This is a genomic window from Pseudomonas frigoris, assembly GCF_047758635.1.
Classification (GTDB): domain Bacteria; phylum Pseudomonadota; class Gammaproteobacteria; order Pseudomonadales; family Pseudomonadaceae; genus Aquipseudomonas; species Aquipseudomonas frigoris.
In genome coordinates this window covers 2,306,589-2,326,973 of record NZ_CP180479.1, presented here as the reverse complement: position 1 = coordinate 2,326,973, position 20,385 = coordinate 2,306,589, and the positions used below count along the sequence as shown (strand labels likewise).

The window sequence follows — 20,385 nt, the reverse complement described above, 5'->3', positions numbered from 1 at the left end:
CCGTAACTGACAACTTATTGATCCAAATGTGCAGCGCCCCTTGGCAAGTGCCGGCATGCGCCCTACCCTAGTCGCGAACCCTGCACACGGCCGTCGACTGTTTCCCCATGCGCAAACTTCTGTACCTGACCTTCTCCATGGCATTGATTGCCGCCCTTACGACCTACGCCATGTGGGCCGCGGACCGTCCGGTGGGTCACTACCTGTCGGACCTGCGCATCAACCTCGCGGTCGACCAAGGCACACCCGCTGATCGCGGTAATTTGCTGGGCATCCAGCCCGAGCTGTTTCCCACCGACTATCAAAGCCCCGAGCGCCTGCACCGCAAGCTGGCGGCCTATTTGCAGAAGGCCCAGGACCAGGGCCTGCTAAATGCAAAAACCATCGTTGTACTGCCCGAACATGTCGGCACCTGGTTGATGGTCAGCGGCGAGAAAGATGAGCTGTACCAGGCCACCACGCTCAAGGAGGCAATGAACTGGCTGGCGGTCAGTAACCCACTGAAGTTCGTCCGCGCGCTGATCAGCGCCAAGGGCGACAAACGTCTGGACGACGCGCACCTGCGCATGAAGGCCAAAGGCATGGCCAAGGACTACCAGACGCTATTTGGTGGTCTGGCGAAAGAATTCCACGTGACGTTGGTGGCGGGCTCCATCGTGCTGCCCGAGCCTAGCGTCATCGACGGCACCCTGAAAATCGGCCGCGGCGCGTTGTACAACAGCAGCGTGGTGTTCGGCCGCGATGGCCTGCCGATCGGCCAACCCCAGCGCCAGATGCATCCGATTTTCGATGAACATGAAGTCATCGCCGCCAATGGCGAACATACGCTCAACGTCGTCGACACCCCGGCCGGACGCCTGGGTGTGCTGATCGGCAGCGACAGCTGGTACCCGGACAATTACCGCAGGCTCGACGACCAGGGTGCGCAGTTCGTCGCGGTCCCGGCGTTTGTGCTCGGGCGCGGCACCTGGGACAAACCGTGGAGCGGTTACAAGGGCCTGTCGACGCCTGGCTCCGTCAGCCTCAAGGCCGGGGAACTCAGCGAAGGCCAGGCCTGGCATCGTCTGACACTCACCGCTCAACCGCCCAGTAGCCAGGCAATCGCCGGCATGAGCGTGTTCCTGCGCGGTCAGTTCTGGGATCAGGGCAGCGCCGGTCAAAGTTTTCTCAGCAGCAACGGCCAGCAGTTCGCCGACGGCAATGCCCGTGGCGCGCGTTTGCTGAACCTCTGGTTGTAACCGATGAAACCGTTGCCGATGCGCCTCGGCGATCTGTCGGTGGGCTTTGTTCATAGCCTGGCCGACGCCGTGCGCAGCCACGGTGCAGACCCTCAGCCGCTACTCGAACAATACGGTCTCGACGCAGCTCGCCTCAGCGAAGCGGGCGCCCGGCTCTCGATCCCGCGCTACATGCGCCTGGGCCACAGTGCCATTCAACTGACCGACAACCCGGCACTTGGCTTGCGCATGGGTCAGCTTAGTCGCCTGAGCCAGGTCGGCCTGGCCGGGGTCACGGCCGCTCAGGCGCCAACGGTGCGAGAAGCCGCGCGGTGCCTGATTCGCTTCGAAGCCTTGTATGGCTCCAACTATCGCGGTCAATCGAGCTTTCACGAAGACGCCCAAGGTGCCTGGCTGCGGTTCTATTCCATCAGCCCTTATAACGCCTACAACCGCTTCGTGGTGGATTCGATCATCGCTGGCTGGTTGCAGCAATTGTCCAGCATAAGCCCTGCCCGGTTGCGGGCCGAACGCATCGATATCGAGTTTGATGAGCCGGATTACCGCACGGCTTATGAAGTGCTGGGCGACTGCCCGATCCAGTTTGGCTGTGAGCACAATCAACTGCGCTTGAGCCTTGCCAGCCTCGCCCAGCGCAACCCGGAACACTGCCCGAGCACCTGGCGACACTTGCTGCAACTGTGTGAGCGGGAACTGGAGCAACTGACACGCACCCGCAGCCTGCGTGAACGCATCACTCAGTTACTGGGGCCGTTGCTCAATGGTGGACGGGAACCCGACCTGGAAGAAGTGGCGGCACGCCTGAAGCTGCCGACCTGGACCTTGCGCCGCAAACTCGCCGAGGAAGGCACGCAATTTCGCGCGATCCTCAATGACACGCGTCGCGACCTGGCCATGACCTACATTCGCGATACCGAACTGGCGTTCGGAGAAATCGCCTACCTGCTGGGCTTTGCCTCAGCCGAAGCCTTTCAACGGGCCTTCAAACGCTGGAGCGGCCAGACTCCCGGCGAGTTTCGCCGCAGTCATCGCCAATCCGCTTGACGCTTACAGCTCGGTAGCGTCTTCGGCCGGTTCCAGCGGGTCCAGTTCAAACGCCTGATACTCGAGCAGCTCTTCTTGATAATCGTCCATTTTTAATCCCCCACAGCTCGTTGAAAAAAACGCCTGAATAAATGACCAGCGCCCCGAGCATAAAGTGCCCACGTGAAAGAAAAATGACGCAGGCACGCCGCTCAGCGGCTACTTAATAAAACGTAGCAGGCCGTCAGGAATTTATTAAAGGATTTTTTCGATACAGGCCGTAGGACAACGGCATGGGGTGACGCGGATCAATTTAAAAGCCGCCGCGGGATCGGTGTCGTCTGACCCGATCCCGTAGCGTCAGAGCACGATTACTGGCCAGATACAGGAATGGCCGAAATAGGCTCGGTGGGTGGAGGCAGGCTTGATTGGGGCGGCGGAGTGACCGTTTCCGTGGTCGATGCCGGCTCGCTGTTCTCGGCCGGAGCAATCGGAGCGGCTTCAGGCGGCGGTGCAACAGGCTCAGAGGCTGCTGGAGCCGCTTCGGCAGGTGCCGGCGCAGGTTCTGCCGCAGACGGCGCCAACGGAGCCGGTGCAACCTTGGCTTCAGGCACGCCGAGATCGGGTTTCGGCTTATCCTTGATGTGCGCGGCCTTTTTCGCTTCCGGCGGCAGGAACAACTCGACCAGGGTGAAGAACCGCTCGTAGAACTTGGGCGCCGATACGGTTTCGCTGGCGACCTTGACCATCGAGTCGTCGGACGAGCCGATCGGCATCGACACCGAGCCCAGCACGCCCACACCCACGCTGGCGGAGTTGTTGGTCTTCTTCAGCGCATAACGGTCCTGCAGGGCGTTGGCGAACATCGTCGCGTGGTGCCCTTCACTGCCATCATCGGCACAGACCACACTGAAGCTGATCTCCATGTGGGTCTCGCCGGTCTGCTGGAAGCTTTTGTGTCCGCTGACCAGTTTCGGGTCGGAGCTGGTGATGATGTAGCCCTGGCTGAGCAACGCCCGACGGGCGGCTTCGCACGTCTGCGCATCAGTCACCGGGTAGCTACGCGAAAACGTTCCGGAGTCATCGAAGTTCTCATGCTCGTAGATGGGGGCTTTCTTCGAAGAGCAGCCGGCCGCGGCGGCCAGCACCAACGCCAGCCCTGCAACACGCATGGGAAATGATTTAAACATTGAACATCCTGAGGAAAACGGTCCGGGGCGTATTGTGCAACAGATCGATGCTTAGCGGAGTATCGATTAGTGTCTTAAAACAGCTACAAGTCTACTGACTGTCATTTACAGGAAAAAGTCGCACGGTAAATACTCAGGCGACGGGTAACCCGTGCGGCTTTCGTTTCACCCACAAAAAACCCCAGCCTTACGGCCGGGGTCTTTGTGTAGCGCAAAACTCAGTCAGGCATCAGTAGCGTTTGATCTCAGCCTGGCTTTCCAGCAGTTTGCGGTAGGCCGCAAAGTCCTGCTGACCAATGCGCGAAGCGAGGAAGCGACGGTACTGGGCCTTCTCTTCATCGGTCGGCGCTGCGGCTTCGTTCACGCCGTTCAGACGCACGATCACCAGGCTACCATCGGCCAGGGTCACGCTGCTGAAGGTCGGCTTGTCCTTGGCGGCAGGCTTGGGCATGCGGAACAGCGCCTGCAGCACGGTTGGGTCAACCCCTTCCTGGCCACGAGTGGCTGCCTGGGTCACTTTCCAGCTCTGACCGTCGATCGCCTTGTCCAGCGCAGCCTTGCCATCGCGCAGGCTGACAATCAGCTCTTCAGCCTTAGTCTTGGCGGCAGCACTGGCGTGCTCCTTGGCCAATTGCACGCGAATACTTGCAGCTACGCTTTCCAGCGGCAGTTGCGCAGGCTTCAGGTGCTCCTTGGCGCGCAGCACGATTACGGTTTCCGGATCGAGTTCGATGGCGGTGCTGTTGGCACCCTCATCCAGCACTTCAGGGCTGAACGCTGCAGTGACCACGGCACGGTTGGCCGCAACACCTTCGCCACCTTCACGGCCGAACGGCTTGGACGTATGAACAGTGAGCTTCAGGTCCTGCGCTGGCTGAGCCAGATCGGAGGATTCGAACGACGAATCTTCCAGTTGCTTGGTCGCCTCGACGAAACGCTGCTCGACCTGCTGGGTTTTCAGCTCACGGGTCAGCTTGTCTTTCAGGCTGGCGAGCGTCGGCACCTCAGGTGCTTCCACGCCCAACAGCTTGATCAGATGGAAACCGAAGTCGGTACGAACCGGCGCCGAGACCTGATCCTTGGCCAACGCATACAGCGCTGTTTCGAAGGCTGGATCGTAGACACCAGGACCGGCAAAGCCGAGGTCACCGCCGTTGTTCGCCGAACCCGGGTCCTGGGAGAATTCCTTGGCCAGAGCCTCGAACTTCTCGCCTTTTGCCAGACGTGCCTGGATCTCTTCGATCTTGGCCTTGGCTTGCGCTTCGGCAACCTTGTCGTTCACTTCGATCAGAATGTGCGCGGCCCGGCGTTGTTCCGACAGGTTCGCGGTTTCTTTCTGATACGCCGCTTGCAGGTCTTCGTCCTTGACGCTGACCTGATCAAAGAAGGAAGCCTTCTTCAACTCGAGGTAATCGATGACCACCTGATCCGGCGTCATGAATTCCTTGGCGTGTTCGTCGTAGTAGGCTTTGACTTCATCGTCGGTCAGCTTCACAGCCGCCGGGTCAACCTTGACGTTCAGAGAAGCGAAATCGCGGGTCTGTTTTTCCAGACGGGCGAATGCCAGAACCTGTGCGTCGGTGACGAAACCGCTACCTGCCAGACCAGCGCGCAGCTGACCGATCAGCATTTCCTGAGCCAGCATCTGGCGGAATTGCATGCGGCTGTAGCCGAGTTGGCGAACAACCTGGTCGAAACGCTCAGGGCTGAACTTGCCATCAACCTGGAATTCAGGCGTTTGCAGGATCACCTGGTCCAAAGCAGCTTCGGAAAAAGCGAACTTCGAGTTTTCTGCGCCTTGCAGCAGCAGCTTGCGATCGATCAGGCCTTTGAGGGCCGATTCGCGCAGCATTTTTTCGTCGAGCAACGAAGCATCGAAATCCTTGCCCAGCTGTTGCATGAGCTGACGGCGTTGCATATCGACCGCTTGGCTCAGCTCGTTCTGGCTGATTTCTTCGCCATTGACCTTGGCCGCATCATTGCTGTGCGTCGTGGCCTTGAAGATGGCGTCGAAACCGGTCAAAGCCATCAGTGCAACGATGACCCCGATAATGGTCTTGGCAATCCAGCCTTGTGAATTGTCCCTGATATTCTGCAGCATGCGTCCCCCAGAAACGGTTGAACTTCAAAATTAGGCAACCGTGGAGCGTGGGTAGAATCCGGATAGAAGAAAGGCGCATCCGAGGATGCGCCTTCTCGTAACTGGCGGAGCGGACCGATGACTCGAACTTGCGAGCCTCGGCGTCTCGGATCGGCGCCTCGCCGACTGGACTACCGCTCCGCTGCCAGGTCAGGCATGACCCCGACCCGGATAGGCAAAAACCTGAATCGAACTTAGTTGACAGCTTCTTTCAGTGCTTTACCGGCTTTGAAACCTGGTTTTTTAGCAGCTGCGATTTCCAGCGTCTTACCGGTCTGTGGGTTACGACCAATGCGAGCTGGACGATCAGTTACGGAGAAGGTACCGAAACCAACCAGAACAACAGAGTCGCCAGCCTTGAGAGCGCCAGTGACGGATTCGATTACAGCGTCCAGCGCACGGCCAGCAGCAGCTTTCGGGATATCAGCGGATGCAGCGATAGCATCAATCAGTTCCGACTTGTTCACTCTAAGTCCCCTTATATCTATTTGAGTATGATTCTAAGTTTTTTGGTGAAAGCAAAAACGAGTGCTGAATGGCCTACAGACACTTAAGAGCCGCTTTATAACAAGGGCTCTAAAAAGCTGTCAACAAGCCACCCAGGCAAATGCGTACTAATGCGTGCTAATTCTTTCCTTAGAGTCAGACTCGCGTTTTTCATCCTTTGCAACTATCTCTGGAGCTACATCTGGCAAGGGCTCCGGCGCGTATTGCAGCGCAATTTGCAGGACCTCGTCAATCCATTTAACCGGTTTAATCTGCAGATCTTGCTTGATATTGTCAGGAATTTCCTTCAGATCGCGTACGTTCTCTTCAGGAATGATAACGGTCTTGATTCCGCCACGGTGAGCAGCGAGCAGTTTTTCTTTCAAACCGCCAATCGCCAGCACCTGACCACGCAGCGTAATTTCGCCAGTCATGGCGACGTCCGCGCGCACAGGGATCCCGGTCAATGCCGACACCAGAGCCGTGCACATGCCCACACCGGCGCTAGGGCCGTCCTTCGGGGTCGCCCCTTCCGGCATATGGATATGCGTGTCGCGCTTCTCGTGGAAGTCCAGGGGAATCCCCAGGCTCTTCGCGCGACTGCGAACAACGGTCAGGGCCGCGGTGATCGATTCGACCATCACATCCCCCAGGGAACCGGTCTTGATCAACTGGCCTTTACCCGGCACGACGGCGGCTTCGATGGTTAGCAATTCGCCACCCACCTGAGTCCACGCCAGCCCGGTGACCTGACCGATCTGATCCTGCGATTCGGCCAGACCGTAGCGGAATTTGCGCACGCCCAGGAAGTGTTCCAGCATCTCGGCAGTGACCTTCACCGAGAAGCGTTTTTCCATTGCATGCTCTTTGACCGCCTTGCGGCAAACCTTGGCAATCTGGCGCTCCAGCCCACGTACACCGGCTTCGCGGGTGTAGTAGCGGATAATGTCGCGGATCGCTTCGGCGTCGAATTCCAGCTCACCTTTTTTCAAACCGTTAGCCGTAATCTGCTTTGGCGAAAGGTATTTGACGGCGATGTTGATCTTTTCGTCTTCGGTGTAACCCGGCAGACGAATCACTTCCATCCGGTCCAGCAAGGCTGGTGGAATGTTCATGGAGTTCGAGGTGCAAAGGAACATCACATCGGACAGGTCGTAGTCGACTTCCAGATAGTGATCGTTGAAGTTATGGTTCTGCTCAGGGTCGAGCACTTCCAGCAACGCCGACGCCGGATCGCCACGCATGTCGCTGCCCATTTTGTCGATTTCATCGAGCAGGAACAGCGGGTTGCGGACGCCCACCTTTGTCATCTTTTGAATCAATCTTCCTGGCATCGAACCGATATAAGTACGGCGATGACCACGAATTTCCGCTTCATCACGCACACCGCCGAGGGCCATGCGCACGAATTTGCGGTTGGTAGCGTGAGCAATCGACTCCGCCAGAGAGGTTTTACCCACCCCTGGAGGACCGACCAGGCACAACACCGGACCACGAATTTTCTTCACGCGCTTTTGCACGGCGAGGTATTCGAGGATCCGCTCTTTGACTTCTTCCAGACCATAGTGGTCTGCATCGAGAATGTCTTCAGCGCGCGCCAGATCCAGTCGCACTTTGCTCTGCGCCTTCCACGGCACCTGAACCAGCCAGTCAATATACGAGCGCACCACGGTCGCTTCCGCAGACATTGGCGACATTTGTTTTAACTTGTTCAGTTCGCCCTGGGCTTTGGCCAAGGCATCTTTCGGCAGACCGGCGGCATCGATGCGCTTTTTCAGCTCTTCGATTTCGTTGTGGCCTTCGTCGCTGTCGCCGAGCTCTTTCTGAATGGCCTTCATCTGCTCATTCAGGTAGTACTCGCGCTGGCTGCGCTCCATTTGTTTTTTGACGCGACCACGAATGCGTTTTTCGACTTGCAGCAGGTCGATCTCGGCATCCAGCAACGCCAGAACGTGCTCGACCCGGGCCGACAAATCAATGATTTCGAGGATTTCCTGCTTCTGCTCGATCTTCAGGGCCATGTGTGCGGCCATGGTGTCGACCAGGCGGCCTGGTTCGTCGATGCTGTTGAGCGACGACAGGACTTCAGCCGGGACTTTCTTGCCCAGCTGCACATATTGTTCGAACTGAGCCAGCAGGCTGCGTACGAACACTTCCGACTCGCGCTCTGGCGCGTCGACTTCGTCGATCAATGAGACTTCGGCACGGCAGTGGCCGTCCACTTCGCTGAAACGCTCAACAGCGCCCCGCTGCTCACCTTCGACCAAAACCTTGACCGTGCCGTCAGGCAGCTTGAGCAGCTGTAGAACGGTAGCAATGGTACCTACGCGATAAAGTGCATCTTCACCGGGATCGTCGTCAGCAGGGTTTCTCTGAGCCAGCAGAAGGATCTGCTTGTCGCCCGTCATCGCTGCCTCGAGGGCTTCGATGGATTTCTCGCGCCCCACGAACAGCGGGATAACCATGTGCGGATAAACCACAACATCACGCAATGGCAGGAGAGGCAATTCGATGGTTGTCTTCATGATTTCGCCTCTACGGCGGCCATAAGGCCGTAAACAGATGGAAGTGAGCTTGAAACCAAGATGGGGGCTACCTTCAAAAAAAACAAGCTTAAAGAAGGTGTTAAAACGCGCAAAAAGCAAAGGGGCCCGAAGGCCCCTTCTTTATTCCAGCAGTGTGACGCTTAGGCGTCTGGCGCTGCCTTGGCAGCCGGCTCACTGTTTTCGTAGATATACAGTGGCTTGGACTTGCCTTCTATAACGCTTTCGTCGATCACTACTTTACTCACCTCGGACTGCGAGGGAATTTCATACATAGTGTCGAGCAATACACCTTCGAGAATCGAACGCAGTCCACGGGCACCTGTCTTGCGTTCCAGGGCACGCTTGGCGACCGATTTCAGTGCGTCGGCCCGGAATTCCAGGTCCACGCCTTCCATCTCGAACAGCTTGGCATACTGTTTGGTCAGAGCATTTTTCGGCTCGGTGAGAATCTGCATCAGCGCAGCCTCATCAAGCTCGTCCAGCGTGGCAAGTACCGGCAGACGACCGACGAATTCCGGGATCAGACCGAACTTGACCAAATCGTCAGGCTCGACTTCACGCAGGGACTCACCGACTTTCTTGCCTTCTTCCTTGCTGCGCACTTCCGCGTTGAAACCGATGCCGCCCTTGGTGGAACGGTTTTGAATAACCTTTTCCAGACCGGAGAACGCACCACCGCAGATGAACAGGATGTTACGGGTGTCGACCTGAAGGAATTCCTGCTGCGGATGCTTGCGACCACCTTGAGGCGGAACGGAAGCGACCGTGCCTTCGATCAACTTGAGCAGGGCCTGCTGCACGCCTTCACCGGAAACGTCCCGGGTGATCGACGGGTTGTCAGACTTGCGCGAGATCTTGTCGATCTCATCGATGTAGACAATGCCCATTTGGGCTTTTTCTACGTCGTAATCGCACTTCTGCAGCAGCTTCTGAATGATGTTTTCGACATCTTCACCTACGTAACCTGCCTCGGTGAGGGTGGTTGCGTCGGCGATGGTGAACGGAACGTTCAGTAAGCGGGCCAGTGTTTCGGCAAGCAGTGTTTTACCCGAGCCTGTCGGGCCGATCAGCAAGATGTTGCTCTTGCCGAGTTCGACATCGTCATTCTTTTTGTCACGCTGGTTCAGGCGCTTGTAGTGGTTGTACACCGCTACGGCCAGAACCTTTTTCGCACGCTCCTGACCAATCACGTACTGATCAAGGATGCCGCTGATTTCTTTAGGCGAAGGCAATTTATGCGCGCTGCTTTCGGCCTGGGCTTCCTGCACCTCCTCACGGATGATGTCATTGCACAGGTCGACGCACTCGTCGCAGATAAAGACCGAGGGGCCGGCAATCAATTTGCGCACTTCATGCTGGCTTTTGCCACAGAAGGAGCAATAGAGCAGCTTGCCGTTGTCCTCGCCGTTGCGGGTGTCAGTCATTCGTTCGATCCAAATCCGATAGGCTTGCAACACAAGATGAAGGCTATTGCGGGCTTTTTCAAGCCCGCTGGTGATCGGACGCGCCGACCAACCCTATTTTGAGCTGCTTAATTTAAGCGGGGCGCTGGCTGATCACTTCATCGATCAACCCGTATTCACGTGCTGCTTCTGCACTCATGAAATTATCGCGGTTGGTATCGCGCTCGATTTCTTCAAGAGTGTGCCCGCTATGCTTGGCCATCAGCGTGTTGAGACGCTCACGAATGAAGAGGATTTCCTTGGCATGGATTTCGATGTCCGAAGCCTGGCCCTGGAAACCGCCCAGTGGCTGGTGAATCATCACACGTGAGTTCGGCAGGCAGTAACGCTTGCCGGGGGCACCGGCCGTCAGTAGAAACGCACCCATGCTGCACGCTTGGCCGATACAGGTGGTCGACACGTTTGGCTTGATGAACTGCATGGTGTCATAGATCGACATGCCCGCCGTCACCGAACCGCCCGGGGAGTTGATATAGAGATGGATGTCCTTGTCCGGGTTTTCCGCTTCAAGGAACAGCAGTTGCGCACAGATCAGGTTGGCCATGTAGTCCTCTACCGGACCAACCAGAAAGATCACTCGCTCCTTGAGAAGGCGCGAATAGATGTCGTAGGCGCGCTCGCCACGAGCGGACTGCTCGACAACCATCGGGACCAGGCCGCCTGCGGCCTGGATATCAGAGTTCTGCTGAATATACGAATTACGGAACATGCTCTGCAGTCACTCCCAAATAGTTATGTCTTGAATACGCATAAGCCAGCGCGAAGGCTGGCTTATGGTGATTACTTCTTACCGCAAAAAGCTATCAGTCGGCTTGTGGAGCTTCTACCGGCTTGACTGCTTCTTCGTAAGAGACCGATTTGTCGGTCACGTTAGCCTTCTGCAGAACAGTATCCACAACTTGTTCTTCCAGCACAACCGAACGGACTTCGTTCAGTTGCTGGTCGTTCTTGTAGTACCAGGACACAACCTGCTCAGGCTCTTGGTAAGCCGAAGCCATTTCCTGAATCATTTCACGAACGCGAGCTTCGTCAGGCTTGAGGTCGAATTGCTTGACCACTTCAGCCACGATCAGACCCAGTACAACGCGACGCTTGGCTTGCTCTTCGAACAGCTCGGCCGGCAGTTGCTCAGGCTTGATGTTGCCACCGAATTGCTGAACAGCCTGCACGCGCAGACGGTCAACTTCGTTGGACAGCAGAGCCTTAGGCACTTCGATCGGGTTGGTGGCCAGCAGACCGTCCATTACCTGATTCTTGACCTTGGATTTGATCGCCTGACGCAGTTCACGCTCCATGTTCTTGCGAACTTCGGTGCGGAAGCCTTCCAGACCGGTTTCCTTGATGCCGAATTGAGCGAAGAATTCTTCGGTCAGTTCTGGCAGTTTTGGCTCGGAAACAGTGTTCACGGTCACGGTGAACTCAGCGGTTTTGCCTGCCAGGTCGAGGTTCTGATAGTCCTCTGGGAAGGTCAGGTTCAGAACGCGCTCTTCGCCGGCTTTAGCGCCAACCAGGCCGTCTTCAAAACCAGGAATCATGCGGCCGGAACCCAGCACCAGCTGAGTACCTTTGGCGGAACCGCCAGCGAACACTTCACCGTCGACCTTGCCAACGAAATCGATGTTCAGTTGGTCTTCGTTTTGAGCAGCGCGATCGGCCACTTCGAAACGGGTGTTCTGCTTGCGCAGCACTTCCAGCATTTTGTCCAGATCGGCATCAGCCACGTCAGCGCTCAGGCGCTCTACCGCGATACCTTCGAAACCGGCAACGGTGAACTCGGGGAACACTTCGAAAATCGCGACGTATTCCAGGTCTTTGCCAGCTTCCAGCGATTTCGGCTCGATCGAAGGAGCGCCAGCCGGGTTCAGCTTTTGTTCAACAACAGCTTCGTAGAAAGAAGACTGGATCACGTCGCCAACCGCTTCCTGACGTGCATCAGCACCAAAACGGCGCTTGATTTCACTCATTGGCACTTTGCCTGGACGGAAGCCAGCAATCTTGGCCTTTTGGGCAGTCTGCTGCAGACGCTTGTTGACCTGAGTCTCGATGCGCTCAGCCGGCACGGTGATGCTCATGCGGCGCTCAAGAGCAGAAGTATTTTCAACAGAAACTTGCATGGATATTCCTCGTTGCACAGACGTTAGCCGGCCGTTTCCGACCCCAGAATCAAGGGCATGCATTCTAGTGGGTCAAACTCAAGAAGTCACCCTACTGAAAACGGGTAAAAAAGCAGCAGGCAATTTATAGGCGGGGACAAACGGTTGTGCCTCGCCCTGTTAGCAAATACAGCCAATCATGCCAGGGCTCTGCACCAATCCTTCTATATATAGAAGGCATCGGCAATCCATCCCTGACAGTCGACCCCACAAGGGGACCAACGGGCGAGCCAGCATCATCGAGAAACATAAATCCGACGATCCGAGCCGCCCTCTCGGCCCAGAACCTGCGGCCGCTTTGAAAATCCAGACTCCTAAAACAAAAACGGCGCAGCCCTTTTCAGGTGCTGCGCCGTTTTCTGCTATTAAATAGCTACTTGTAATGGTGCGGACGGAGAGACTCGAACTCTCACACCTTGCGGCGCTGGAACCTAAATCCAGTGTGTCTACCAATTCCACCACATCCGCATCAAGCTTTTAAAGCAAAGGCGCCAGACTGTTAATCTGGCGCCTTTCTAAATATGGGGTGGACGAAGGGGATCGAACCCTCGACAACGGGAGTCACAATCCCGTGCTCTACCAACTGAGCTACGCCCACCATATTGCCATGTTGCGCTACTTGTGCCAAAGCTGCCTAATGGCGCACCCGGCAGGACTCGAACCTGCGACCATCCGCTTAGAAGGCGGATGCTCTATCCAGCTGAGCTACGGGCGCCTTGTTAATCTGTATTCTTGGACGATTACAAACTAAGTGCTTTCAGTCTCACCGAATTAAACATCAACTCTGCTCGACCTTCTTAACCAGTGCTAGGCTGTGCCCGACAAGTGCGACGAATGTTATAGGTGACCCTGAAGGTCGTCAACTCTTTTTTAAAAAAAATTCATTTAATTAAAGGGGTTAGGGGAATTTGCAGACCAAGCGCCTTTGCCCTCACCTCATGACATGCGAGAATGCGTTCTCTTTTTTTCCCCTCTCGATGGTTAATCACGCGCAATGACTGCACAACTAATCGACGGCAAATCGATCGCCGCCAGCCTGCGCCAGCAGATCGCCAAACGAGTCAACGAGCGTCGCCAGCAAGGTCTGCGCACGCCCGGTCTCGCGGTGATCCTGGTCGGTAGCGATCCCGCCTCTCAGGTTTATGTCTCGCACAAGCGTAAAGACTGTGAAGAGGTCGGCTTCATTTCCCAAGCCTACGACCTGCCTTCCGAAACCACTCAAGAAGCGCTGACCGATCTGATCGATCGCCTGAACGACGACCCGGCGATTGATGGCGTTCTGCTTCAGCTTCCTTTACCTGAACACCTGGACGCCTCCAAATTGCTGGAACGCATTCGTCCAGACAAGGACGTCGACGGTTTCCACCCTTATAACGTCGGCCGCCTCGCCCAACGTATTCCGCTGCTGCGTCCATGCACCCCTAAAGGCATCATGACGTTGCTGGAAAGCACCGGTGTCGATCTCTACGGGATGGACGCAGTGGTTGTCGGGGCCTCCAACATTGTTGGCCGCCCGATGGCAATGGAATTGCTGCTGGCCGGCTGCACCGTGACCGTCACCCACCGCTTCACCAAGGATCTGGCAGGCCACGTCGGTCGCGCCGATCTGGTGGTGGTCGCCGCCGGCAAGCCGGGGCTGGTAAAGGGTGAGTGGATCAAGGAAGGCGCGATCGTGATCGACGTCGGCATCAACCGCCAGGAAGACGGCAAACTGGTTGGTGACGTGATCTACGACACCGCCCTGCCCCGCGCCGGCTGGATCACTCCAGTCCCGGGTGGCGTTGGCCCGATGACCCGCGCTTGCCTGCTGGAAAACACGCTGTACGCAGCCGAAACACTGCACAGCTGAGTTCGCATTTTCATGGCTGCGACGAACAAAGGAACCCCGCCATTGGCGGGGTTCTTTTTGCCTGAATTAAAAACTTTACCGCTCGCCGGAAACCTACTGCTTGTAGGGGTTTTCAAGGACTTTGACCTGTTCATTGAACAACCATCGACAGTTCTTCAGCCATACTCCTAAAATGCGTCGGTTTTAAAGAAACAACCCGTTACAGAACGGCTTATCCACACCTAACGAGTCTGCCAGCGTGAAAATCCGTCTTTCCATCCTGAGCCTATTTTTTGCATTTACAGGGACTTTCACCACGCCAATGGTCAACGCTGCCGACACCACTTCGGCGCCGCGAGATACGTCAACACTGAAGATCGCTTCCGGCAGTGCATTGCTGATGGATCTGCAGACCAACAAAGTCATCTATGCCAGCAATCCTGACGTGGTTGTGCCGATCGCTTCCGTCAGCAAACTGATGACCGGGCTGATCGTGGTTGAAGCCAGACAGAACATGGACGAATACCTGTCCATCAACATCAGCGACACGCCGGAAATGAAAGGCGTGTTCTCCCGCGTGAAACTCAACAGCGAAATGCCGCGCAGGGAAATGCTGCTGATTGCCCTGATGTCCTCGGAAAACCGCGCTGCCGCGAGCCTGGCCCATCACTATCCGGGCGGCTACGTTGCGTTCATTGCCGCAATGAATGCCAAAGCGAAAGCACTGGGCATGACCAGCACGCACTTCGTCGAACCCACCGGCCTCTCCCCTCGCAACGTGTCCACGGCCCGCGACCTGAGCAAACTGCTGATCGCTGCGCACAAGTACCCGCTGTTGACTGAGCTAAGTACCACCAAGGAAAAAACCGTTTCGTTCCGTAAACCCAACTACAGCCTGGGTTTCCGTAATACCGACCATTTGGTCAACAAGCCGAACTGGGACATCAAGCTGACGAAAACCGGCTTCACCAACGAGGCCGGTCACTGCCTGGTGCTGGTCACCAGCATGGCCAACCGCCCGGTTGCGCTGGTCATCCTCGATGCTTTCGGCAAGTACACACACTTTGCCGATGCCAGCCGTATTCGCAGCTGGGTGGAAACCGGCCAAGGCACGAACGTGCCGTCTGTAGCCTTGCAGTACAAATCCAACAAGAACCTCAAGCATCGTCAGAGCGGCGTGGTTGAAGCGTCGAAATAAGTAAACGACAGATGAAAGAAAGCCCCGACTATTCGGGGCTTTTTTCGTCCGGCGTCAGTCATTCGGCAGCGGCATCTGGTCGTCATCCGGAATGCCGTCCCCGGCATTCGGGTCATTCCAGCCCTGTGGATGCTCCGTCGGCACGACCACAGGCCTGGCCAAAGGATCCCTTAACGGGCTGTCCGGATCCATCACGGGGTCGATGTCTTTTTCGGGGCTGGTTGGAACGCTGTCCGGACGTTTGTCGTTGAAACTCGAATCGGTAGACATACGCACCTCACTAAGGCTCAGGGTTTCAGATCGGCAAGTGGATCGTAAGGCTTCGCTGGAGCCTTGGTATTGTCGCCCGGCTTCACATCCCTGGGGGCCTTTGCAGGTCCGATGGGGTCGACCTGAGGATCAGCGAGGTCCGGCGAATCGGGATCGAACCCCAACTCATCGCCCGAAGAATGCTCAGACGAGTGCGGGCCGACGGGGGTAGTGGAATGTGCCATGGGCACCTCCTTTGAGTCTGGCCGGGAGAAATCCGGGCCCTACTTGCTTAGAGGTCGGCAAAGTGCAGGGGTGCCTGAAAGATGACGAACGGACTTATTGCGCGTTCAGCGCTTTCTTCGCCCTGGCGGCCGCCTGCTCCTGACCTGCCTGGGCAAGGTCGCTCGCGGCCTTGAGCCATCGCTGTTGATCGACATTGGCCGGCAGTTGATTCGGCTTCTGAATCAGCACGGCCCAGCCACCGGCATCCTTGAGCGCCGATTCAAACGAACCGAAGCCCATCAATTCCCGACGATTCATGCCCGAGCGCAGCAGCACTGTCTGTTTCTGACGGTTGTACCCGGCAAGAATGGCGTAACGCGGTTCAGCCCAGAACGCCGAGCCTTCCGTGAAACGCACCATTACCGGGTAACCGGCCGCAACCTGGGTCAACAGTGCAGGCAGATTGCTGTCGAGGGGATAGACGACCATGCCGTACTCGCGAGCGAGGTTCTGCATGTTCTGCTGCAACTGGGCTTCGGCACCCGGCAAGTGCAACGGTTTTTCGAGCAAACCTGGCGTAATCACAATGCGTTGCTGGGACAACATGCTGGCCAGCACTTGCGGCCCACTCTGATTCGCCACGCCACGGTAAAACGTGCCACTGAGCTCGACTCGCTCCGGCAGGCGCTTGATTTCAGGCGCCACACTCCCCGCGCAGCCAGCCAGACCTGCAACGCAGCCAACGACCAGCACTAAAGATCGAATTCGAGAAAATACCCGCACCATCATCACTCTCTTGATTTAGACGCCAGGCGTTCACGCTCCCGGCTTGGCCGTCGATCATAGGACGCCGCGCGGCAGCGGTATAGCCTTAACCGGCAGATGATGGCATTCGATAGAGCGAACTGATTGGTGACAGCCGACCTTTGGTCAATAGCCTGAAACACAGCAGCGACTAGACTGTCATGTGCAAAGAGTGTGTGCCTGCAGCAGGGCGAAGAGGAGGCACTGATGAGCCTGACAATGACCATTGTGATGTTGATTTCTGGCTGGCTGGCCGTTGCCGCCGCCATGTTATGGGGAGTCCTGCGAATTACCCGCCGGCACCATCATCCGGCTCAGTCGGTGCCGGTAGCGCAAACCGATACAACCGATGCAACCGATGCACATCACGTTACCGCGCACTGAACGACACCATTGTGTAGCGCAAACAAAAACGGCCGCCTGGGCTCTTTCGAGCACAGGCGGCCGTTTCGTTTAATGCAGATTAAGCTTCAGCGACTAAACGCTTCTGCTTTGCCCGGCGCGACATCATGTTCAAACCTTCGATCGTCGCCGAGAACGCCATGGCCGCATACACATAGCCTTTCGGTACATGGGCGCCGAAGCCTTCGGCGATCAGCGTCATGCCGATCATGATCAGGAAGCCCAGCGCCAGCATCACCACCGTCGGGTTGTCGTTGATGAACTTGGCCAGAGGATCAGCCGCCAGCAACATCACCAGTACCGACACCACCACCGCGATGATCATGATCGGCAAATGCTCAGTCATGCCGACAGCGGTAATGATGCTGTCGATGGAGAACACCATGTCCAGCAGCAGGATCTGACCGATCGCGGCGGCAAAGCCCAAGGTCACGGTCGAGGTGGCCGACGTCGGATCATCCGGTGCAGGGTCCATGCTGTGATGGATCTCGGTGGTCGCCTTCCACAACAGGAACAGGCCGCCGGCAATCAGGATCATGTCCTTCCAGGAGAACGTCTGGCCGAAGATATCGATCACAGGCTCAGTCAACTGGACGATGAACGCGATGGTGCTCAGCAGCGCCAGTCGCAGGATCAGCGCCATGCCGATACCGATGCGCCGCGCCTTCTGCCGGTGCTGCTCGGGCAGTTTATTGGTCAGGATCGAAATGAAGATCAGGTTATCGATGCCGAGTACGATTTCCATGACGATCAACGTAGCCAGGGCAACCCAGGCGGTGGGGCTTGCAGCAAGTTCTAAAAGGTATTCCATGGGTCAGTCCTGACTCTTTTAAGACGGTTTAGATTTCCTGGGACGAAGATTCGGTTTTGTCCGTTTCTTTGGCCGGCTGTTCTTTCTTGCTGATCAGCCCGCCAGTGGCGTCACTGATTGCCTGCTCTGCGGCTTTGTGGGTGTCGTCGATCGCTTGTTTGGCGGTTTCGGCAGCCTTGCCCATCAGTTGCTGAGCGCTTTTTTCGGCCTGGTCACAACCGGCCAATACCAGTAAAGACGTGATCAACAGTGCCGTGGTTTTAAGCTTCATGATGCTTTCCTCGATAGAACAGACAGGGCCGAAAAGGCCGCCCGTCGATAGCGGGGCATTCTAGGGAGTCAAACACTTCAGGAAAATTCGTATTTATAGCGGTTATACTTCGGTTTTTACGAATCCAGATCTGCGTACGCCGATCGCTTTACGTAGGAGCTGCCGCAGGCTGCGATCTTTTGATCTTCGCTTTTACAAACAAGATCAAAAGATCGCAGCTTACGGCAGCTCCAGGTCATAAACATCATGTTGAATTACCGACAGCTTCATTACTTCTGGGTGGTGGCCAAGACCGGCAGCATCGTGCGCGCCTGCGAGCAGCTGAACCTGACGCCGCAGACCATCAGCGGGCAGATTTCCCTGCTCGAACAAACCTATGGCATTGAGCTGTTTCGCCGAGTTGGCCGACAACTGGAACTCACTGAAGCCGGCCGTCAGACCCTGCCCTACGCCGAGCAAATGTTTCAGCTGGGCGGCGAACTGGAGCTGATGCTGCGAGCTCAGCCCAACGAACAGCAGATTCTGTTTAGGGTTGGTGTGGCCGACGTGGTGCCCAAATCCATCGTCTATCGGCTGATTGCGCCGACCATGGAATTGAGCGAGCCGCTGCGCATCACCTGTCGCGAAGACAAACTCGAACGTTTGCTCGCCGATCTGGCGATCCAGCGTCTCGACCTGGTGATCTCCGACAGCCCGATGCCCTCGCACCTGGACATCAAGGGCTACAGCCAGAAACTCGGGGAATGCGGGATCAGCTTCTTCGCCACTGCTGAACTGGCGGCGCAATACGGTCAGGATTTCCCCCGCAGCCTGCACGGCGCACCGCTGCTGATTCCAGGGCCGGAGACCGTGGTGCGCAGTCGCTTGCAGCGCTGGTTTGCCGAGCAGCAGATCCAGCCGCGCATCGTCGGCGAGTTCGACGACAGCGCCTTGATGCAGGCTTTCGGCCAATCCGGTAGCGGGATCTTCATCGGCCCGAGCGTGATTGCCGACGAGGTGAAACGCCAATACGGTGTGGAGTTGATTGGCCAGACCGACGCGGTGACCGAGTCGTTCTACGCCATTTCGGTGGAACGCAAGGTCAAGCACCCCGGCATTGTCGCCATTACCGAAGGTGCCCGACGCGAGCTGTTCACCGAGATGTGAGGTGTCAGGCGCAGACTTCGCGGGGCTTGAAGGTCATCAGCGCGATGGCCAGGAGGATCGAGGCGAGGATAAAAGTGGCCGCCGCGAAACCAAGACCTTGCAGGCCTACACCGTCGATGACCCTACCGCCGATCATGGCGCCCAGGCCGATCCCGAGGTTAGCCCCGGCAATGTTCAGCGATGCCGCGAACGCCGGCGCTTCGGGTGCAGCCTTCATCAATCGCACATGGCTGACCAGGAACAACGCCGCCTGAGTCACGCCCCAAATCCCCATCGCCGCTGCCAGACCCAGCGGCGAATGAATGTTCGGCACCAATGCCACCAGGCCGGCGATCATGAACGCGCAGAACATCATCGAGGCGATCAACGGATGACGATCCACCGCGCGGCCGCCCAATGAGTTGCCGATCAAGCCGACCGCGCCGAAGCCCATCAGGCACCAGCCGACCAGCGTGCCGCTGAAACCGGCCAGTCGCTCAAGAATGTCCGCCAGATAGGTGTAAGCGGTAAACATGCCGCTAAACACCAGGATCGACAGCAGCACATGCCCCACCATCAGCGGGCTGCGCAAAATTTTGAATTGCGAACTGAAGCTCACTTGATGCTGATGCAGATTGGTTTTCGGCAGGTAGATAAACAGCAGCAATGCCTTGGCAAACGCGATCACCGCCAGAATGCCGAAGGCACTGCGCCAACCGAACGCATCGGAGATCAGTGTACCCACCGGAATGCCGAACACCGTGGCGCAGACAATCCCGAATCCGATCTTGGCGATGGCGCGGCCAGCGTAATCCGGCCCGACGATGTCTACCGCCGTCTCACTGGCCAGCGCCCAGAACACCGGCAGCCCCAACGCAGGGATCAATCGGGCGACGGACATCACCCAGATGTTCGGCGCAAACGCCGCGAGGGTGTTGGCCAGGCCGAACATGATCAGCACCGAGATGAACAATTTGCGGCGCTCGAACCGGGCGAAATACGCGGTCAGGAACGGTCCGAATGCGGCGACCGTGAAGGCGAACAAGGTCACCAGCAAACCCGCTTGGGGGATGGTGACTTCAAGGTCTCGAGCGATCGCCGGCAACAGGCCGACGATGATGAATTCCGTGGTCAGCACCGTGAAACCGGCGGCAGACAACAGAAGGATGGGCAACAGCATGCAGAACTCCAGAAAACGACGACACCAGCGATAGCCCGAAGGCCCACTGGCAT

Annotated in this window: 19 protein-coding genes, 3 tRNA genes and 1 pseudogene; 6 read left to right on the top strand and 17 right to left on the bottom strand. The window is 57.1% G+C overall.

Annotated elements, in window-relative coordinates; all coding sequences use genetic code 11:
* Window positions 1-107 precede the first annotated feature (107 nt).
* Both ACMXYH_RS10490 and ACMXYH_RS10485 read left to right on the top strand, forming a co-directional pair.
* The gene (locus ACMXYH_RS10490) at window positions 108-1,238 is read left to right on the top strand and encodes a carbon-nitrogen hydrolase family protein (RefSeq protein WP_415767031.1); all 1,131 of its coding nucleotides are present in this window, start codon (window positions 108-110) and stop codon (window positions 1,236-1,238) included.
* A 3-nt stretch (window positions 1,239-1,241) separates the two neighbouring features.
* On the top strand, window positions 1,242-2,282 hold the full coding sequence (locus tag ACMXYH_RS10485) for an AraC family transcriptional regulator (RefSeq protein ID WP_415767030.1): 1,041 nt from the start codon (window positions 1,242-1,244) through the stop codon (window positions 2,280-2,282).
* 3 nt (window positions 2,283-2,285) lie between these two features.
* Here the strand turns inward: ACMXYH_RS10485 and ACMXYH_RS10480 are convergent, their stop codons facing one another.
* The 11 genes from ACMXYH_RS10480 to ACMXYH_RS10430 all read right to left on the bottom strand — a co-directional run bounded on the left by ACMXYH_RS10480 (window position 2,286) and on the right by ACMXYH_RS10430 (window position 12,954).
* Window positions 2,286-2,468 (bottom strand): hypothetical protein, encoded by a 183-nt coding sequence (locus ACMXYH_RS10480; RefSeq protein ID WP_166793844.1) that lies wholly within the window; start codon window positions 2,466-2,468, stop codon window positions 2,286-2,288.
* 164 nt (window positions 2,469-2,632) lie between these two features.
* Window positions 2,633-3,451: a DUF2242 domain-containing protein gene (locus tag ACMXYH_RS10475; RefSeq protein WP_415767029.1), complete on the bottom strand. Its 819-nt coding sequence runs from the start codon at window positions 3,449-3,451 to the stop codon at window positions 2,633-2,635.
* A gap of 229 nt (window positions 3,452-3,680) precedes the next feature.
* Window positions 3,681-5,552: a SurA N-terminal domain-containing protein gene (locus tag ACMXYH_RS10470; RefSeq protein ID WP_415767028.1), complete on the bottom strand. Its 1,872-nt coding sequence runs from the start codon at window positions 5,550-5,552 to the stop codon at window positions 3,681-3,683.
* Window positions 5,553-5,785: 233 nt separating this feature from the next.
* Window positions 5,786-6,058, bottom strand: a complete 273-nt coding sequence (locus ACMXYH_RS10465) for an HU family DNA-binding protein (protein ID WP_002552737.1) — start codon at window positions 6,056-6,058, stop codon at window positions 5,786-5,788.
* A gap of 147 nt (window positions 6,059-6,205) precedes the next feature.
* Window positions 6,206-8,602, bottom strand: coding sequence for an endopeptidase La (gene lon, locus ACMXYH_RS10460; protein WP_027926069.1), 2,397 nt, complete (start codon window positions 8,600-8,602; stop codon window positions 6,206-6,208).
* Between the two features lie 161 nt (window positions 8,603-8,763).
* Entirely contained in the window at window positions 8,764-10,047 is a 1,284-nt protein-coding gene (gene clpX, locus ACMXYH_RS10455; RefSeq protein WP_007946893.1) for an ATP-dependent Clp protease ATP-binding subunit ClpX, read from the bottom strand.
* A gap of 112 nt (window positions 10,048-10,159) precedes the next feature.
* Window positions 10,160-10,795: an ATP-dependent Clp endopeptidase proteolytic subunit ClpP gene (gene clpP / locus ACMXYH_RS10450; RefSeq protein WP_046047575.1), complete on the bottom strand. Its 636-nt coding sequence runs from the start codon at window positions 10,793-10,795 to the stop codon at window positions 10,160-10,162.
* Between the two features lie 94 nt (window positions 10,796-10,889).
* Window positions 10,890-12,200 carry a trigger factor gene (tig, locus tag ACMXYH_RS10445; protein WP_129437029.1) on the bottom strand — a complete coding sequence of 437 codons (1,311 nt, stop codon included), beginning with the start codon at window positions 12,198-12,200 and terminating at the stop codon, window positions 10,890-10,892.
* A 422-nt stretch (window positions 12,201-12,622) separates the two neighbouring features.
* Window positions 12,623-12,707 (bottom strand) — tRNA-Leu (locus tag ACMXYH_RS10440).
* Between the two features lie 54 nt (window positions 12,708-12,761).
* A tRNA-His gene (locus ACMXYH_RS10435) sits at window positions 12,762-12,837 on the bottom strand.
* 40 nt (window positions 12,838-12,877) lie between these two features.
* Window positions 12,878-12,954, bottom strand: a tRNA-Arg gene (locus ACMXYH_RS10430).
* 279 nt (window positions 12,955-13,233) lie between these two features.
* Between ACMXYH_RS10430 and folD the strand changes: the two genes are divergently transcribed.
* Both folD and pbpG read left to right on the top strand, forming a co-directional pair.
* The gene (gene folD, locus ACMXYH_RS10425) at window positions 13,234-14,088 is read left to right on the top strand and encodes a bifunctional methylenetetrahydrofolate dehydrogenase/methenyltetrahydrofolate cyclohydrolase FolD (protein WP_008148421.1); all 855 of its coding nucleotides are present in this window, start codon (window positions 13,234-13,236) and stop codon (window positions 14,086-14,088) included.
* A gap of 238 nt (window positions 14,089-14,326) precedes the next feature.
* Window positions 14,327-15,265 carry a D-alanyl-D-alanine endopeptidase gene (gene pbpG, locus ACMXYH_RS10420; protein ID WP_134423610.1) on the top strand — a complete coding sequence of 313 codons (939 nt, stop codon included), beginning with the start codon at window positions 14,327-14,329 and terminating at the stop codon, window positions 15,263-15,265.
* A gap of 54 nt (window positions 15,266-15,319) precedes the next feature.
* Here pbpG and ACMXYH_RS10415 read toward each other — a convergent pair whose 3' ends face one another.
* From ACMXYH_RS10415 to ACMXYH_RS10405, 3 genes and pseudogenes are all read right to left on the bottom strand, one after another.
* Window positions 15,320-15,535 carry a hypothetical protein gene (locus tag ACMXYH_RS10415; RefSeq protein ID WP_129437031.1) on the bottom strand — a complete coding sequence of 72 codons (216 nt, stop codon included), beginning with the start codon at window positions 15,533-15,535 and terminating at the stop codon, window positions 15,320-15,322.
* 17 nt (window positions 15,536-15,552) lie between these two features.
* Complete coding sequence (locus ACMXYH_RS10410; RefSeq protein ID WP_149629334.1) at window positions 15,553-15,759, bottom strand: DUF6021 family protein; 207 nt, start codon at window positions 15,757-15,759, stop codon at window positions 15,553-15,555.
* A 94-nt stretch (window positions 15,760-15,853) separates the two neighbouring features.
* Window positions 15,854-16,583 (bottom strand): annotated as a pseudogene (locus ACMXYH_RS10405) (peptidase C39 family protein).
* Window positions 16,584-16,750: 167 nt separating this feature from the next.
* Between ACMXYH_RS10405 and ACMXYH_RS10400 the strand changes: the two are divergent.
* The gene (locus tag ACMXYH_RS10400) at window positions 16,751-16,927 is read left to right on the top strand and encodes a hypothetical protein (protein WP_415767027.1); all 177 of its coding nucleotides are present in this window, start codon (window positions 16,751-16,753) and stop codon (window positions 16,925-16,927) included.
* Window positions 16,928-17,006: 79 nt separating this feature from the next.
* Here ACMXYH_RS10400 and ACMXYH_RS10395 read toward each other — a convergent pair whose 3' ends face one another.
* Together ACMXYH_RS10395 and ACMXYH_RS10390 are read right to left on the bottom strand one after the other, a co-directional pair.
* Window positions 17,007-17,756, bottom strand: coding sequence for a TerC family protein (locus ACMXYH_RS10395; RefSeq protein WP_129437033.1), 750 nt, complete (start codon window positions 17,754-17,756; stop codon window positions 17,007-17,009).
* A 28-nt stretch (window positions 17,757-17,784) separates the two neighbouring features.
* Entirely contained in the window at window positions 17,785-18,027 is a 243-nt protein-coding gene (locus ACMXYH_RS10390) for a hypothetical protein (RefSeq protein ID WP_008148410.1), read from the bottom strand.
* Window positions 18,028-18,273: 246 nt separating this feature from the next.
* On the opposite strand from ACMXYH_RS10390, the gene nhaR reads away from it, so the two are divergent.
* Window positions 18,274-19,173: a transcriptional activator NhaR gene (gene nhaR / locus ACMXYH_RS10385; protein WP_033057311.1), complete on the top strand. Its 900-nt coding sequence runs from the start codon at window positions 18,274-18,276 to the stop codon at window positions 19,171-19,173.
* A 4-nt stretch (window positions 19,174-19,177) separates the two neighbouring features.
* Here nhaR and ACMXYH_RS10380 read toward each other — a convergent pair whose 3' ends face one another.
* A complete protein-coding gene (locus ACMXYH_RS10380) occupies window positions 19,178-20,332 on the bottom strand; it encodes an MFS transporter (RefSeq protein WP_415767026.1) in 1,155 nt (384 codons plus the stop codon).
* Window positions 20,333-20,385 lie beyond the last annotated feature (53 nt).

Bases quoted from the DNA above. Each gene is read 5' to 3' on its own strand.
- ACMXYH_RS10490 (WP_415767031.1), top strand. From the start codon at position 108: ATGCGCAAACTTCTGTACCTGACCTTCTCCATGGCATTGATTGCCGCC.
- ACMXYH_RS10485 (WP_415767030.1), top strand. From the start codon at position 1,242: ATGAAACCGTTGCCGATGCGCCTCGGCGATCTGTCGGTGGGCTTTGTT.
- ACMXYH_RS10475 (WP_415767029.1), bottom strand. From the start codon at position 3,451: ATGTTTAAATCATTTCCCATGCGTGTTGCAGGGCTGGCGTTGGTGCTG.
- ACMXYH_RS10470 (WP_415767028.1), bottom strand. From the start codon at position 5,552: ATGCTGCAGAATATCAGGGACAATTCACAAGGCTGGATTGCCAAGACC.
- lon (WP_027926069.1), bottom strand. From the start codon at position 8,602: ATGAAGACAACCATCGAATTGCCTCTCCTGCCATTGCGTGATGTTGTG.
- clpX (WP_007946893.1), bottom strand. From the start codon at position 10,047: ATGACTGACACCCGCAACGGCGAGGACAACGGCAAGCTGCTCTATTGC.
- clpP (WP_046047575.1), bottom strand. From the start codon at position 10,795: ATGTTCCGTAATTCGTATATTCAGCAGAACTCTGATATCCAGGCCGCA.
- tig (WP_129437029.1), bottom strand. From the start codon at position 12,200: ATGCAAGTTTCTGTTGAAAATACTTCTGCTCTTGAGCGCCGCATGAGC.
- folD (WP_008148421.1), top strand. From the start codon at position 13,234: ATGACTGCACAACTAATCGACGGCAAATCGATCGCCGCCAGCCTGCGC.
- ACMXYH_RS10415 (WP_129437031.1), bottom strand. From the start codon at position 15,535: ATGTCTACCGATTCGAGTTTCAACGACAAACGTCCGGACAGCGTTCCA.
- ACMXYH_RS10410 (WP_149629334.1), bottom strand. From the start codon at position 15,759: ATGGCACATTCCACTACCCCCGTCGGCCCGCACTCGTCTGAGCATTCT.
- ACMXYH_RS10400 (WP_415767027.1), top strand. From the start codon at position 16,751: ATGAGCCTGACAATGACCATTGTGATGTTGATTTCTGGCTGGCTGGCC.
- ACMXYH_RS10395 (WP_129437033.1), bottom strand. From the start codon at position 17,756: ATGGAATACCTTTTAGAACTTGCTGCAAGCCCCACCGCCTGGGTTGCC.
- ACMXYH_RS10390 (WP_008148410.1), bottom strand. From the start codon at position 18,027: ATGAAGCTTAAAACCACGGCACTGTTGATCACGTCTTTACTGGTATTG.
- nhaR (WP_033057311.1), top strand. From the start codon at position 18,274: ATGTTGAATTACCGACAGCTTCATTACTTCTGGGTGGTGGCCAAGACC.
- ACMXYH_RS10380 (WP_415767026.1), bottom strand. From the start codon at position 20,332: ATGCTGTTGCCCATCCTTCTGTTGTCTGCCGCCGGTTTCACGGTGCTG.